Below are 14,847 nucleotides of genomic sequence, written 5' to 3' on the forward strand. Positions count from 1 at the left end.
TCAGCCCTCCTTTCCGCGCACCAGGCGCATGACGAGCCCGGTCACCACCAGCACCACGGCGGTCAGGCAGACGCTGATCGCGGCGGCGCCGCCCACCTCGTGGGTGAGGAAGGCGCCCTGGTAGATGAAGACGCTGGGCACGGTGGTGGAGGTGCCGGGGCCGCCGGTGGTGGTGTTCCACACCAGGTCGAAGTTGCGCAGGGCGTAGGTGATGGTGAGGACCAGGGCGATGGACATCTCGCCGCGCAGCGCGGGCAGGGTGACGGTGAAGAACTCGCGGACCGGGCCGCAGCCGTCGATGCGGGCGGACTCGTACAGCTCGGTGGGGATCTTCTGGGTGCCGGCGAGGAAGAGCACCATGCACAGTCCGTACATCACCCAGGTGCCGACGAGGCCGACCGAGGGCAGGGCGGTGTGGTAGTCGCCCAGCCAGGCGCGGGCCAGGGAGCCGAGGCCGACGGCGCGCAGGGCGGCGTTGAGCGGCCCGTCGACGTCGTAGACCCACCGCCAGGAGACGGCGACCACGACGGTGGCCAGGATCTGCGGCAGGAACAGCACCGCGCGGAAGAAGCTCAGTCCGTACACCCGGATGCGGGACATCAGGGCGGCGAGGAAGAGGCCGAGGGCGACCGGCAGCAGCGCGTAGAAGACCACGAACTCCAGCGAGTGGCCGATCGCGGCGGGGATACGGCTGTCGGACAGCAGGGCGCGGTAGTTGCCGAGACCCACCCAGCGGCCCTCGGTGAGGCCGTCCCAGCGGAACAGCGAGATCCAGGCGGTCTGGCCCAGCGGCCGTAGCACGAACAGCGTGTAGACGATGGCCGCGGGCAGCAGGTACCAGAGGGCGGGCCAGTACTGGCGTCCGGCCCAGGCGCGCAGGCCGTTCCGTCTCCGGTGGGCCGGCGGCTTGTGCCCGGTGCGGACCGGCGCGGGGGACGCGGGCTCGGTGGCGGTGGCCCGTCCGGAGAGCCGAGCCGCGGTCACGGGGTGCCTCCGGCGGCCGCCGCGTCCTGGCGCTGCTGCTTCTGGAACGCCAGCCAGTTGTTCTGCAGGCCTTCGGCGAAGCCGTGGGGTGAGGTGCGGCCGGCCAGCAGGTCCTGGGTCTTGGAGCCGATGGTGTCGAGCATCGTGGTGGAGGCCCAGTCGAGGTAGAAGTTCTGCCCGTCGTCGGCGAGCAGCTTGAGCCCGATGCCGTTGACCTGGTCGACGACCTTGCTGTCGGCCTTGACGGTGCCCTGGCCCGTGACCGGGGTGCGGCCGACGTCCGCGAGGGTCTGCGCGAACCGGTCGCTCATCAGCATGTCGAGGAAGGCGACCGCGGCGGGCAGGTGCTGGGTCTTGGAGCTGACGTGCCAGCCGAGGCCGAGCGAGCCGACCGTGGCGCGGGTGCCGTCGGGCCGGGTGGGCAGGGTGAAGCCGACATGGCCGTTCATGCTCTGCTGGAGGGCCGGAGCGTTCCAGGAGCCGGCGACCAGGAAGACGCCCTGGCCGTGGCTGAACTTGGCGACCGCGTCGTCGGAGCTGATGCCGTCGTAGCCGTTGCCGAACCAGCCGCGCTTGGCCCAGTCCTGCACGGTGCCGGCCGCGGCCTCGGTGCCCTTGTCGGCGATGGTGGCGCCGGGGACCCCGCTGATCCACGAACGGATGTCGCGGCTCGCCACGTTCTGCGCCTGGACCAGGCCGATGACCTGGCTGGCGGGGTACTTCTCGGAGTTGCCCAGCATGATGGGCTGCTGTCCCGCAACCTTGGCGCGGGCCAGCGCGTCGGTGAACTCGGCATAGGTCGTGGGCGGCTTGATGCCCAGCTTGGCCAGCTTGTCGGTGTTGTAGAACACGCCGACGTACTCGGTGGCGGGAGAGATGCCGTACAGGCTGCCGGAGCCGAAGACGGCGCCGTCCGGGGTCCAGCGGTACTGCTTGAGGGCGCCGTCCGTGAAGGTGTTCTCCCAGCCGTAGGCGCGCATCACGTCGTCCAACGGACGGATCAGCCCGGCCTTGACCAGCGGGCCGTCGGTGCCGTAGCCCTGGTTTCCCTGTACCAGGTCGGGCGCGTCGGTGCCGGACATCGAGTTGACGACGGTCTTCATCAGATCGTCGAAGCCCTTGGTGACGACCTCGACCTTGACGTTGGGGTACTTCTTCTCGTACATCGGCACGAGCGCCTTGAGCGTGGCGTCCTCGCCCGAGTCGGCGAGCACGCGCAGGGTGGTGGGCCCGGGCTTGGCCACCTCCTGGACGGTCACCGGCTGGGTGATCCGGGGTCCGGTGACGCCGGCCGAGGCGGTGCTGCCGCCGGCTCCGGGGACACCGCACCCGGAGACCAGCAGCCCGGTCAGGGCCAGCCCCGCGGCCCCGGTCCAACGCAGCTTGTTCATCCTTGCTCCACTTCGGGCCCGCCCGCGGGCGGACCGGGAACGGCGCCCGGAAGGCGCGGCGGTAGGGCCGCGTGCCTCCGGGGCAGCCGGGTGATCAGGAGTGGGCGGCCACCTTCGCGGCCAGCCAGGCGTAGTTGGCCGCCTGCTCGGCGGCGACCCGCGGGTACTGATCGGCCGGGGTCGGTGCCCGGTCCTGCTCGACCAGCAGCCAGTCGCGGTAACCGCCGCGCAGCAGCTCGGCCAGGAAGGCGTCGATGTCGACGTCGCCCTCGCCGAACGGCACGCAGACGTCCGCCCACCACTCGTCGAAGTCGGTGCGCCCGGCGGCCTTGGCGTCGGCGAGCACGGCCATCCGTACGTCCTTGACGTGCACGTGGTTGATCCGCTCGCGCCAGGCCCGCAGGCACTCCACCGGGTCGCCGCCGGCGAGCTGGATGTGCGCGACGTCGAGGGTGAGGCCGACCTCGGTCAGCTCCAGCAGCCGCTCGACCTCCCACGGCGATTCCACATAGGTGCTGATGTGGGGGTGGAAGGAGGGGCGCAGCCCGTAGGAGCGGGCCATCGCCACCGCGCGCTCGGACAGCCGGGCCAGACGCTCCCAGCCGGCCTCGTCCAGGGCCAGCGAGCGGTCGTCCCAGGAGCGGGCGGGGTTGTGCAGCAGGGTCTGGCTGCCCTCGTCGGCCAGGATGGCCAGCGGCGCCCGGTCGGCGGGGGTGCTCGCCGCCTCGGCGCACGCCGCCAGTTCGCGGCAGGTCTGCTCCATCCGGGCCAGGTCGTGCTCCACGACGTCGTCGCCGAGGGCGTAGTGCACGGGGATGTAGGCGCCGACGGCGGCCAGCCGGTGCTCGGTGAACAGCGCGGCGGTCTGCTCGGGCGTGCCGAAGAAGCCGGGCGGGCCGAGCTCGCTGCCGTGGTAGCCGGCCTCGGCCATGGAGGCCAGCAGGGCGCCGGGGGAGGAACCGGGCCCGCCCGCGCCTTCGCCGTAGACGCCGTAGCTCACCGGCGCGTTCCCGATCAGGATGCCGTCCGGCAGGCCGCCGGAGGGATTCGTGCCAGGCGTCGTGGCAGGGTTCGTGGCGGGGCCGGTCATGCTGCGGCCCCCTTCGCGGCCTCGCCGCCGACCGCGACGCCCGCCCGCGCGGCGAGCGCGGCGACGAGCGCCTGGAGACAGCGCACGTCCTCGGCCGCCCCGGCGGCGCCGGAGCGGACCGGTGCCTCACCGTGCACCGCTGCGGCGAACTCCTCCAGCTGGCGCACGAACCCGGTGTCGTAGCCGTGCCGCGCGGTGGTGTCGCGGCGCAGCGCGCCCTCGGCGCGTTCCACGCGCAGGGTGGAGCGCACGTCCACCAGGTAGGGCGCGGCCATGTCCAGCCGCAGCCGGCCGTCGCGGGCGAGTACGGCGATCTCCTCGCCGTACTCGGGGTGGTCCGGGAGCCAGTTCCAGTTGAGGACCAGCTGGGCGCCGTCGCCCAGGGGCGCGGTGGCCAGCAGGCACGGCGGTTCGCCCTCGACCGGCCACGGCCACAGCTGGGCGCTGTCGAACGTGGTGGGCAGGGTGAAGCCGAGGGCGCGCAGTACGGAGAGCTCGTGGATCACCGAGCCGTTCAGCACGTCCCGGTAGTAGCGGCCCAGCTCGGCGGGCACCTCGCCCAGGGCGTCCAAAGTGCGCGCGTCCTCGTAGGCGAGGGACTCGGCGATCACGGAGAGGTCCGCGTCGTCGGTCGGCGGGGCCAGCCGCAGATGCTCCACCTGCGGTTCGTCGGCGGGGTGCAGCACGGTGACCCGGACCGTACGCGGGGTGTCCAGCTCGGCCAGCTCGGCCGCGGCGACCTCGGTGAGCGGGTCGTACATCTTCATGTAGCCGACCTGCAGCACCAGGCCCCTGGCCTCGGCCAGCGCGCCCAGTTCCTCGGCCTCGGCCACGGTCAGGCACAGCGGCTTCTCGGCGAGGACGTGCTTTCCGGCCTCCAGCGCGGCGCGTGCGGCCTGCGCGTGGGTGCCGGGGGTGGCCAGCAGTACGGCGTCGACGGTGTCGTCGGCCAGCACGCTCTCATAGCTGTGCGTGGCCCGGACGCCGACGCCGCAGCGGGCGGCCACCGCCGCCGCGCGGGAGGGGGACAGGTCGCACACGACCGCGGTCTCGAACAGCGCGCCCAGGCGCTGGACGGCGGGGAGGTGGACCGACTGGGAAATCGTTCCTGCGCCTATGACGGCGAGACGGACCGGTGGATGTGACGGCATCGAGGCTCCCTCGGCTCGGGTGCGGCGCGGTGTGCTGTCGCGGTCGCGGGTGGGTGGTGTCGCGGGTGGTGGTGTCGGGGGCGTGCCATCGGGCTGGGCCCTGTGGCCTGTTGGAGCGGGGGCCGGCAGTGGCCCCGTGCAGCGGCAGGCGGGCACACGCCGGGGAACGGAAGAGGGGCTTCCGAATTTCGGCGTGGTGGGATCATGGCGTACTTCAGTCCAGTCAGTCCAGTGTTTGGACCAGATTTTCATCTGGTCCATGAACTGGTTGCTCTGGTACGGTCCATGACCGTGACCACGCATGACGCACCGGCCTCACCATCCGTCCCCGCCCCCGCCACCGCCGTGAGCGCGCCCGCCGCGACCACGACCGCAGGTCCGGCCGTCCAGCTCGCCCGCCGCGCACTCGGGCAATTGCTGGACCGCCGGGTGTGGGCCCCGGGCAGCCAACTGCCCGGGGAGCGCGCACTGGCCCAGCGAGTCGGCGTCAGCCGCAGCAGCCTGCGCCAGGCCCTTGCCCTGCTGGAGGACGAGGGCCGGGTGCACTCCTCCCCGCAGCGCGGCTGGTTCGTCGCCACCGACGTGGTCAGCGAGCCGCCCAGCGTGCTGAAGAGCTTCACCGACATCGCCCGTGCCCGGGGCCTGACCGCCACCGCACGGCTGCTGCGCCGGGAGGTCCGCCCGGCGGGCTACGAGGAGTCGGCCCGGCTGCGCATCGCACCCGCCGCCGAGGTGCTGGAGATCGTCCGGGTGCGCGGCCTGGACGACGTACCGGTGTGCCTCGACACCACGGTGCTGGTGCGCTCCCGAGCTCGGGCACTGGAGGACGCCGACCTGACGGATCGTTCGCTGTTCGCCGAGCTGGAGGCCAGGGCCGGGGTGCGTGTCATGCACAGCACGTACACCGCGCGCGCGGACGGCGCCCAGCCCTTGGAAGCGGAGCTGCTGCGGGTGCCGCCGGGCACGCCGGTCCTGGTCGGCGAGGAGGTCACGTACGACCAGAGCGACACCCCGGTGCTGCTCGGCAGGGCCGTGTACCGCGGCGACGCCTACCGCCTCGAAGCCACCCTGCACCGCAGCTCCGACTGAACCCACCGCATCCCAGGCGAAGGCCAACTCCCGTGAACACCAGCCCGATCCCGGCTCCCGCCGGGGAACCGTCCGGCCGCGCCGCCGTCGCGGCCCTGGACGTCGGCGGCACGAAGATCGCCGCCGGACTCGTCACCGCCGACGGCGCCCTGATGCACCGCCGCGAACTGCCCACCACCACCGACGCGGAGGGAGGACTGCGCGACCCCGGTCTGGCCGGCACCGCACGGGCCGCCCGCGCCCTCCTCGACGACGCCGCGCGGCTGGGCGTCACGGTGACCGCCCTGGGCGCGGGATTTCCCGAATACGTCGACGCCGACGGCATGTTGACCAGCCGTGAGGTACTGGCCTGGGACGTCCAGCCGGCCGCCGTACTCGCCGCCGAGGCCGCGCCCGGCCTGCCGGTGGCCGTCGGCTCCGACGTGCGCTGCGGGGCCCTCGGCGAGGCACGGCACGGCGTCGGCCGCGGCCTTCCCGACTTCTTCTACGTCTCCCTGGGCACCGGACTGTCCTCCACCCTCGTGCTCGACGGGCGGCCCGTCGCCGGACGGCGCGGGGAGGCCATCGCCCTGGGGGAGTGGGAGGTCCCGGCCTCCGTGGACCCGGACTGGCGCGGAAACCTCGAGCAGTACTGCTCCGGCCGCGGCATCGGCGCACGTCGCACCGCCTGCGACGGCTCGCCCGTACCGGGCGCCCGGGAGGTCACCGCCCTGGCCCGGTCCGGCGACCCCGCGGCGGCCCGCGTCCTGGCGACCGCCGGACAGGCGCTGGGCACGGTGCTCGGCCAGCTCGTTCGCGTCCTCGACCCCTCGGCGATCGTGCTCGGCGGTGGGCTCGGCACCGGTGACGGGCCGCTGCACACCGCCCTGCGCGAGGCCTACGCCCACACCACCCGCACGCGCCCCGCGCCGCCGCCCATCCACCGGGCCGCCCTCGGCCCGGACGCCGGCCTCATCGGTGCCGCGGCACTTCCGGCACTCAGCGGGCTCACGGCGTCGCTTTCCTGACGCCGCGCACCGGCTTTTGAGCCGGCAACAGGCGGGGCGTGGACCGGAACTCCATCGGTCCACGCCCCGCCTGCCGGAGGAAGGGAACTGCTCAGCAGTACAGGTTGTTACCGGGGCTGACGCCGAGGATGGAGGCGAAGCGCTGGTAGGCGTCCACGCGGCTCTGCACCTGGGCGGGATTCCTGCCGTCGCATTCCAGGGAGCCGTTGATCGAGCGGATGGTCTGCCCGAAGCCGGCGCCGTTGACCATGGCGGCGTGCGGGGTCATGGTGCCGGGACCCGACTGGGTGTTCCAGTACCACAGACCGGTCTTCCAGGCCACGGACGCGTCGTTCTGCACCAGCCAGGGGTTGTTGAGCAGGTCGATGCCGAGCGCGTCGCCGGCTGCCTTGTAGTTGAAGTTCCAGCTGAGCTGGATCGGCCCGCGGCCGTAGTAGGCCGCCTGTCCGGCGGGGCAGCCGTACGGCTGGTTCCAGTCACAGTAGTGGGGGTAGTTGGCGGTGTTCTGCTCCACGACGTAGACCAGGCCGCCCGTCTCGTGATTGACGTTGGCCAGGAAGGCGGCCGCCTCCTGCTTCTTGGTCGTGTCGCTGCCCGTACCGGCGAAGCCGGGGTAGGCGCTGAGCGCGGCGGTGAGGCCGCTGTACGTGTAGAAGGAGTTCCGGCTCGGGAACATCTGGTTGAACTGGGCTTCGGAGACTACGAAGCCGGACGGGTTGCCGCCGCCGCCGCTCGCGGGAGCGTTCCACTTCTGGTTGGCGCCTCCGGTGCAGGTCCAGATCTGCAGACGGGTGCCGTTGGCGCTGTTGTTGTCCCGGACGTCGAGGCACTTGTTCGCGGCCGGGTTGACGATGTCGCGAGCGCCGGTGACGACCCACTGCTGGTTCGCTCCGCCGGAACAGTCCCACAGCTGGACGGCGGCGCCGTTGGCCGTGCTGCGGTCGACGACGTCGAGGCACTTGCCGAGCGCCCGCAGGGTTCCGTCGCCGGAGTTGGACCACTTCTGGGCGTTCGTGCCGTTGCAGTCGTAGAGCTGGACGGCCGTGCCGTTGGCGTTGCTCGCGGCGGCGACGTCGACGCACTTGCCCGCGAGACCGCTGATCTGCCCGTCCGCCGCCCAGGCGGGCGAGACGGCGAACAGAGCGGAGAGGGCGAGAGCGAGCACCGCGCTGACCGTGAGCCTGGCCAGAGGTGGGCGTCTGCGAAGGCTGGTACCGGGGTGGGGGGTGGACATGAGGAGTGCTCCTCCTGAGGAAGAGGTGATGGAGTGACGACGTGGCCGCCGGGCTCCGGTGGGGCTCGGGGCGGCCGCGAGGGTGGGGGACGAGTGCGAGCCGGCGAAGGGCGTCGTGGCGTCACGAGGACTCGACCCGGCGCTGTGGGAGGGGCCTGACGGCCTGGAATCTAAAGGTCTAAACCAATGCGGTCAAGAGCTGTACATGACATCTGGCCGATAATCGAGGGGGCGGCCCCGTAAGCCCTGATGCCGCTGCCGCACCAAAATGGCTCGCGCAAGCCGTGGGCCGAGATGATCCTCAATGCCCCGCCGCGCGAGCGGCCGACCCGCTGAACCGGACGGGAGCATCGTGATCCCCAGCCTTGGACGGCAGTTGCTGCGGCGGCTGCGTGGCCGCCCCGAAGTCCTCGGCGTCACGCCGCACCTGCGCGAGGACCGCCTGCCTCTTCGGCCAACCGCGGGTCAACTCCGGGACGAGACAGCCGCCATCGAGTCCGGGCGTGTCCGAAACGCCGACGAACTGGCCGTCCTGCTGCTCGCCGTCGACCGCGACGGTGACCCGAAGCTGCTTGCCGACACCGGACAGTTCCTGCTCCGGGCAACTCCCCGTTTGTGGCTCATGCTCGACGTGGCGGTACGCGGTGCTTGGCGGCCGGCACCACGCTGGTCGGCGGCCGCGGTGCAACGGCTGGCCCAAGGTGAACCCTCACTGCTGGGGCTCACGGTCGCCGCGTTCCACTCCGACGGCCATGTCCGTGAGGCGGCCGTCGCGCGTCTGGCCGAACTCGACGACACGCCGGCGGTGCCCGCACTGGCGCTGCGGGCCTCGGACTGGGTGCCGCAGGTCCGTGACGGTGCCCGCGCGGCGCTCGAGCGCCGTCTCGCCGAGCCCTCCGGTGCGGCGTTGGTCGCGGCCGCGGCCGTCGCCCTGGCCCTGCGGGACCGGCGCGAGGGCCGCTGGCTGGCCGAACGCGTCGAAACCGTCTTGCGGGAAGGCCCGGACGAGCTGCTGACCGCCGCCCTCGCCGCCCCGGACCGGCTCACCCGCCGCACCGCGCACCTGACCGCGCTCGGCGTGGGCCGACTCGACCTGGAGCAGATGCTCCACGCCGCCGAACACGACGACGACCTGCCGACCCGGATCCGCTGCGCCGAAGCCGCGGTGAAAACCGCGGTCGCGGCCGGAACCGTCGACCGCGTCCGCCCCCTGCTGTCCAGCGGCGCCGCGAGGGTTCGCGCAGAGGCCGTGCATGTGCTGGCCCGAGAGGGCGACATCACCCCTGCCACCGCCGCGCTCGCCGACCGCAACCCGATCGTGCGGGCGGTCGCTCAGGCGGCACTGCGCCGCACCGGATCCGACTCGGCGGAGCAGTACCGGTGCCTCGTCACGACGTCCCGCCCCGAGCCGGGAGCCATCGCCGGCCTCGGTGAGACGGGGACCGCTGACGACGCCGTCCTCGTCGCGGCCTGGTTGGAACACCCGCGGCCTCGCGCACGGGCCGAGGCTGTGCGCGCGCTGCGCCGTCTGGGCGCGGCCGACCCGGAGCCCCTCTTCGCGATGCTCACCGACCCGTCCGGAGCGGTGACCCGGCAGGTCACCATCGCACTGCTTCCCTGGACGTCCCGTCTCGACCTGCCGCGCCTCCGCCAACTCCTCACCGCGAGCAACCCGCAGCACACCCGCATGGCCGCCTACCGGTTGCTCCACGAACGGGACACCTGGACTCGACTGCTCGTCGACCTCGAACTCGTCGCCGATCCGTCACCCCCGATGCGCAACCGGGCCCGTGGCGACATCGCGACCTGGCTCGCGCGCGAAGCCGCCACGACGTACTCGATGCCGCAGGGCCGCACGCTCGACGCGCTCAATGAGCAACTGCGCGCCGCCGAAGGTGTGTTCGGCCCGGACCGGGTGCGCCTGCTGCGCTTCCACCTTGGGCTCGGAGGTTCGTCAACCACCTGAACTCCTACGCGGGTTCGTCATCGCCCGGCCCGCCTGGCAGGCCACTCGCCTGGCGGACCGCCGCTCAGAATCATGCACACGGTGAGCGACACACCCGAGCGGTGGAGTAAGGCCGGCGTCTACCCCGACATGTGGGCGGACCCCGACGAGGACCCCGGTAACAATGACAAACCCAGTCCCGATGGCGAGTTGGCGACCTTGCTGGATTGCCTGACGGGCTATCGGCTGACCCTGCGGATGAAGTGCGAGGGGCTGAACCCGGAGCAACTGGCACGCCGGTCGGTGCCGCCGTCGACCATGTCCTTGCTGGGGCTCGTCCGCCACCTTGCCGAGGTGGAGCGGGACTGGCGCGACTGGATCGTGCCGGGGGACCCGGCGCCCGGGAGCTGTGGGTCCACCGGATCGAGGAGTACGCCCGCCACTGCGGGCACGCCGATCTGCTGCGCGAGTGCATCGACGGCCGGGTGGGGCAGTGGCGCGCGGCTTATGTGGCGTCAGCCGGGGCAACAGCGCGGTCCGCGCGGCGCAGTTCCCCGGCCGTCAGCGCGGCATGGGCGCCGCCGAGGCAGAGCAGTCCCGGGATGGCGAGCATGGTGCGCTGATCGCTCTCCAGCACATCCTCGTAGCGGTGCCTGGAGACCTCGACGACACCGCGCGCATTGGGCGTCGTGTCGAAGGCGACGTAACGGCCGTCCCTCATCTCGACCGACTGCAGGTTGGTCTCCTGCTGCGTGCTGAACACCAGCAGTGCCACACCTCCCACGGCCAACGCCCCAAGTGCCATCTGCACTGTGCCCGGCAGGCACCGGAAGGCCGGCCACATCGCGTCCTTGGCCGCACGCGTCTGGGCCAGTCGCACCAGAGCGGAGACACAGGTCGAGAAGACGGATGCGAAGATCGCGGCCACCCACCAACTCGCGCCCGGCAGCGGCAAGGTCCCGGGCAGCCATGTGAGCGCGGCCAGCGAGAGGAGCGCGGTGCCCAGGCCGGCCGCAACACCACCATGCAGTTTGAAAGTCCACCCCATGCTTCACAGCGTGTCACAGAGGTGAGGCGCTTCATGGCTCGCGCCCGGGAGCGGTGCACGAGCCGGCGGTGGCGGCCTTGTCCCTCCCCGTGCGCGCGGAGGGCGCTTACCTTTCAGGTCATCGCCCCCACTGCGCCCACCTGCCAGGATCGCCGGTGTCACAGAGCCCGACCGGCCGGAAGGACGCCATGCCCGCCTACGCCATAGCTCACTTGCAGGAGGCCGCTCCGCACCCGGAGATCGCCGAGTACATCGAGCGCATCTCCGCCACCTTCGAGCCGTACGGTGGCCGTTTCCTCGTGCACGCCGCGCGTCACGAGGTGAAGGAGGGCAGGTGGCCCGGACACGTCGTGGTGATCTCCTTCCCCGGGATCGCCGAGGCGCGGGCCTGGTGGGACTCACCCGCGTACCAGGAGATCGCACCGCTGCGCTCGCGGCACATCGAAGGCGACATCATCCTGGTCCCGGGCGTCCCCGAGGACTACGACCCGACCGGCGCCGCGAAGGCGATGCGGGAGGCGCTGCCCGCCGGGTAGCTCTCGGATTCGGGCACGCCTTGACAGTCCGGCCCCGTCACCCGCAGGATCACCCCGTGAACCTGTCAGACAGCCAGACAGGTGGTCCGGGGCCGCGGCGCGTCAGCGCCATGGAAGCGGTGCTCGGCCACCTTCGCGGCGCCATCGAGCGCGGTGACTACGCCATCGGCGACAAGCTCCCCTCGGAGGCGGAGCTGTGCCGCACCCTGGAGATCAGCCGGCCCGTGCTGCGGGAGGCCCTGCGGGCCCTGCAGACGATGGGGCTCACGGTCTCCAGGACCGGCAAGGGCACCTTCGTCGTCGCCGCCGCCGTCGAGGACCCCACCTTCGGCGACTACGCGGCCAGCGACCTCCTGGAGGTGCGCCGCCACGTCGAGATCCCGGTCGCCGGGTACGCGGCGCGGCGCCGCACTGCGGAGAACCTCGACCACCTGGCCCACCTCCTGGACCGGATGGAGCAGGAGACGGACACCACCGCGTGGGTCGCGATGGACACCGTCTTCCACCTGGCCGTGGCCGAAGCCGCCCAGAACCCGGTCTTCCGCCGGGTGATCGAGGAGATCCGGGACGCGCTGGCCCGCCAGTCCGCCTTCCTCAACGAACTCGGCGGCCGGCGGGAGCAGTCCAACCGCGAGCACCGGGCGATCGTCGAGGCGCTCATCGACGGCTCCGAGCACGACGCGGTGCAGGCCATGACCCACCACCTCGACCGCGTCGAGACGACCCTCACCGACATCATGCGTCCGAGCCGCGCGGACGCCCCCACGGAAGACGGACCCGAGGCATGAACCAGGCAGTGATGTACGGAGCTTCGGTGGCCGAGGCTCCTGTGGTCCGGGAGCCCCTGCACGCCCCCGTCGCCCACCTCGTCCGCGGCGGGGTCGTCGAGGGCATCCATCACGGCTCGGTCGTCGTCCTCCGCGCCGACGGAGCCGTGGAACTGCAACTCGGCGACATCGAGGCCGCCTTCTACCCGCGCTCGGCGCTCAAGCCGGTGCAGGCGGTGGCCATGCTCCGCGCCGGGCTGCCGCTCGACGGGGAGCTGCTGTCACTGACCGCGGCCAGCCACTCCGGGGAGGAGCGGCACCTGGCCGGCACCCGGCGCATCCTGGAACTGGCCGGAGTCACCGAGGACGACCTGCGCAACGTCCCCGACCTGCCGTACGACCCGGTCGTCCGCGACGCCTGGGTGCGCGAGGGGCGCCGGCCGTCCCGGCTCGCGCAGAACTGCTCCGGCAAGCACGCGGCCATGCTCTACACCTGCCGGCTCAACGGCTGGTCATTGGAGGACTACCTCGACCCGGGCCACCCGTTGCAGCGGGCCGTCGCCGAGGCCGTCGAGGACCTCACCGGACAGGCGATCGCCCGGGTGACCGTCGACGGCTGCGGAGCGCCCCTGTTCGCCGTCTCGCTGCACGGGCTCGCGCGCGCCGCGGCCCGGATCACCACCGCGCCGGCCGGCACCCCCGAGGCGAGGGTGGCGGACGCCATGCGCGAGCACGCCGAGACGGCCTCCGGCTCCGGGCGCGACGTCGCGGCGCTGATGCGCGCCGTGCCCGGGCTGCTCGCCAAGGACGGCTTCGAAGGCGTCCAGGTCGCCGCGCTGCCGGACGGCCGGGCCGTCGCGGTGAAGATCGCCGACGGAGCGAACCGGGCGCGCGTCCCGGTCGCCGCCGCGGCCCTCGCGCGGGCCGGGGTCGACCCGGCCGCGCTCGCCGAGTTCGCCGGGGAGCCCCTGCTCGGTGGCGGCCGACCGGTCGGCAGCGTCCGGCCCGCCCGCGCGCTCGATCCCGACCCGGGCTCCGGGCTCCGCTCGGGCGGGGCCCACGCCCAGACGTCCGCCTGACCGCACCGTCCACCTCCGAAAAAGGACCCGCACAGCCATGACCGCCGCAGCCCACCGCAGCGAGCACGACCTGCTCGGCCACCGCGACGTACCCGCCGAGGCGTACTGGGGCGTCCACTCCCTGCGCGCCAAGGAGAACTTCCCCATCACGGGGACGCCGATCTCCGCCTACCCGCACCTGATCGACGCCCTCGCCGCCGTCAAGGAGGCCGCCGCCCTCGCTAACGAGGAACTCGGCCTGCTGGAGCCGCGGAAGGCCGCCGCCATCGTCGAGGCCTGCCGCGAGATCCGCGACGGCAAACTGCACGACGAGTTCGTCGTCGACGTCATCCAGGGCGGCGCCGGCACCTCCACCAACATGAACGCCAACGAGGTCGTCGCCAACCGCGCGCTGGAACTGCTCGGCCACGCCAAGGGCGAGTACCAGCACCTGCACCCCAACGAGGACGTCAACCTCGGCCAGTCCACCAACGACGTCTACCCGACCGCCGTCAAGATCGCCACGGTGTTCGCCGTACGCGGTCTGCTCAAGGCTATGGCGGTACTCCAGGACGCCTTCGCCGGCAAGGCCGTCGAGTTCCGCGACGTACTCAAGATGGGCCGCACCCAGCTCCAGGACGCCGTGCCGATGACGCTGGGGCAGGAGTTCTCCGCGTTCGCGGTCATGCTCGACGAGGACCGTCTCCGGCTCGCGGAGGCCGTCGAACTGATCCACGAGATCAACCTCGGCGCCACGGCGATCGGCACCGGTCTCAACGCCCCCGCCGGATACGCCGAGTCGGCCCGCCGCCACCTCGCCGAGATCACCGGCCTGCCGCTGGTGACGGCCGCCAACCTGGTGGAGGCCACCCAGGACTGCGGTGCCTTCGTGCAGATGTCCGGAGTGCTCAAGCGGATCGCCGTCAAGCTCTCCAAGAGCTGCAACGACCTGCGCCTGCTGTCCTCCGGTCCGCGCGCGGGCCTGGGCGAGATCAACCTGCCGCCGGTGCAGGCCGGTTCGAGCATCATGCCCGGCAAGGTCAACCCGGTGATCCCCGAGGTCGTCAACCAGGTCGCCTTCGAGGTGATCGGCAACGACGTGACCATCACCATGGCCGCCGAGGCCGGTCAGCTCCAGCTCAACGCCTTCGAGCCGGTCATCCTGCACTCCCTGTCCGAGAGCATCACGCATCTGGAGCACGCCTGCCTGACCCTCGCCGAGCGGTGCGTGGCCGGCGTCACGGCCAACACGGCGCAACTGCGGGCCGCGGTGGAGAACTCCATCGGTCTGGTCACCGCCCTCAACCCGTACATCGGGTACGAGGCGGCCACCGGCATCGCCAAGGAGGCCCTGGCCACCGGCCGCGGCGTCGCCGAACTCGTCCTGGAGAAGGGCCTGCTCCCGGCCGAGCACCTTGAGGCGCTGCTGCGGCCCGAGGTGCTCGCGGGCAGTGGCTCGCCGGAGGTCTGAGCGACCACCCGCCCAGTGAGTCGGCAATCCGGTGCGGGTGCCGGTGCTCCTTGGGCGGCGTCGGCACCGGCGCCAC

13 protein-coding genes and 1 pseudogene are annotated in these 14,847 nt (G+C 72.3%); 8 read left to right on the plus strand and 6 right to left on the minus strand.

Annotated elements, in window-relative coordinates; genetic code table 11:
- From ABZ818_RS24485 to ABZ818_RS24500, 4 genes are all read right to left on the minus strand, one after another.
- Positions 1-984: a sugar ABC transporter permease gene (locus ABZ818_RS24485; RefSeq protein WP_361418396.1), complete on the minus strand. Its 984-nt coding sequence runs from the start codon at positions 982-984 to the stop codon at positions 1-3.
- A complete protein-coding gene (locus tag ABZ818_RS24490; protein ID WP_361418400.1) occupies positions 981-2,375 on the minus strand; it encodes an extracellular solute-binding protein in 1,395 nt (464 codons plus the stop codon). The genes ABZ818_RS24485 and ABZ818_RS24490 overlap by 4 nt, the downstream gene beginning before the upstream one ends.
- Positions 2,376-2,469: 94 nt before the next feature.
- Entirely contained in the window at positions 2,470-3,465 is a 996-nt protein-coding gene (locus tag ABZ818_RS24495; protein WP_361418403.1) for a sugar phosphate isomerase/epimerase, read from the minus strand.
- Complete coding sequence (locus tag ABZ818_RS24500; protein WP_361418406.1) at positions 3,462-4,616, minus strand: Gfo/Idh/MocA family oxidoreductase; 1,155 nt, start codon at positions 4,614-4,616, stop codon at positions 3,462-3,464. The genes ABZ818_RS24495 and ABZ818_RS24500 overlap by 4 nt, the downstream gene beginning before the upstream one ends.
- A 291-nt stretch (positions 4,617-4,907) precedes the next feature.
- Here ABZ818_RS24500 and ABZ818_RS24505 point away from each other — a divergent pair, with 291 nt between their 5' ends.
- The gene (locus ABZ818_RS24505; protein ID WP_361418409.1) at positions 4,908-5,705 is read left to right on the plus strand and encodes a GntR family transcriptional regulator; all 798 of its coding nucleotides are present in this window, start codon (positions 4,908-4,910) and stop codon (positions 5,703-5,705) included.
- A gap of 32 nt (positions 5,706-5,737) precedes the next feature.
- Entirely contained in the window at positions 5,738-6,712 is a 975-nt protein-coding gene (locus ABZ818_RS24510) for an ROK family protein (RefSeq protein WP_361418412.1), read from the plus strand.
- 91 nt (positions 6,713-6,803) lie between these two features.
- On the opposite strand, the gene ABZ818_RS24515 is transcribed toward ABZ818_RS24510, so the two are convergent.
- Entirely contained in the window at positions 6,804-7,946 is a 1,143-nt protein-coding gene (locus ABZ818_RS24515) for a glycoside hydrolase family 19 protein (protein ID WP_361418415.1), read from the minus strand.
- Positions 7,947-8,298: 352 nt separating this feature from the next.
- Between ABZ818_RS24515 and ABZ818_RS24520 the strand changes: the two genes are divergently transcribed.
- The gene (locus ABZ818_RS24520; protein ID WP_361418418.1) at positions 8,299-9,912 is read left to right on the plus strand and encodes a hypothetical protein; all 1,614 of its coding nucleotides are present in this window, start codon (positions 8,299-8,301) and stop codon (positions 9,910-9,912) included.
- Between the two features lie 72 nt (positions 9,913-9,984).
- A pseudogene (locus ABZ818_RS24525) lies at positions 9,985-10,385 on the plus strand (DUF664 domain-containing protein); the annotation flags it as partial.
- An 11-nt stretch (positions 10,386-10,396) separates the two neighbouring features.
- On the opposite strand, the gene ABZ818_RS24530 reads toward ABZ818_RS24525, so the two are convergent.
- A complete protein-coding gene (locus ABZ818_RS24530) occupies positions 10,397-10,939 on the minus strand; it encodes a hypothetical protein (protein ID WP_361418421.1) in 543 nt (180 codons plus the stop codon).
- A 188-nt stretch (positions 10,940-11,127) separates the two neighbouring features.
- Here ABZ818_RS24530 and ABZ818_RS24535 point away from each other — a divergent pair, with 188 nt between their 5' ends.
- From ABZ818_RS24535 to aspA, 4 genes are all read left to right on the plus strand, one after another.
- Complete coding sequence (locus ABZ818_RS24535; RefSeq protein WP_361418570.1) at positions 11,128-11,475, plus strand: DUF1330 domain-containing protein; 348 nt, start codon at positions 11,128-11,130, stop codon at positions 11,473-11,475.
- 110 nt (positions 11,476-11,585) lie between these two features.
- On the plus strand, positions 11,586-12,263 hold the full coding sequence (locus tag ABZ818_RS24540; RefSeq protein WP_361418573.1) for a FadR/GntR family transcriptional regulator: 678 nt from the start codon (positions 11,586-11,588) through the stop codon (positions 12,261-12,263).
- Positions 12,264-12,274: 11 nt separating this feature from the next.
- Entirely contained in the window at positions 12,275-13,321 is a 1,047-nt protein-coding gene (locus ABZ818_RS24545) for an asparaginase (protein WP_361418576.1), read from the plus strand.
- 37 nt (positions 13,322-13,358) lie between these two features.
- A complete protein-coding gene (aspA, locus tag ABZ818_RS24550; RefSeq protein ID WP_361418424.1) occupies positions 13,359-14,771 on the plus strand; it encodes an aspartate ammonia-lyase in 1,413 nt (470 codons plus the stop codon).
- The last annotated feature ends 76 nt before the right edge of the window (positions 14,772-14,847 follow it).

This window comes from Streptomyces sp. NPDC047453 (assembly GCF_040643155.1).
GTDB lineage: Bacteria > Actinomycetota > Actinomycetes > Streptomycetales > Streptomycetaceae > Streptomyces.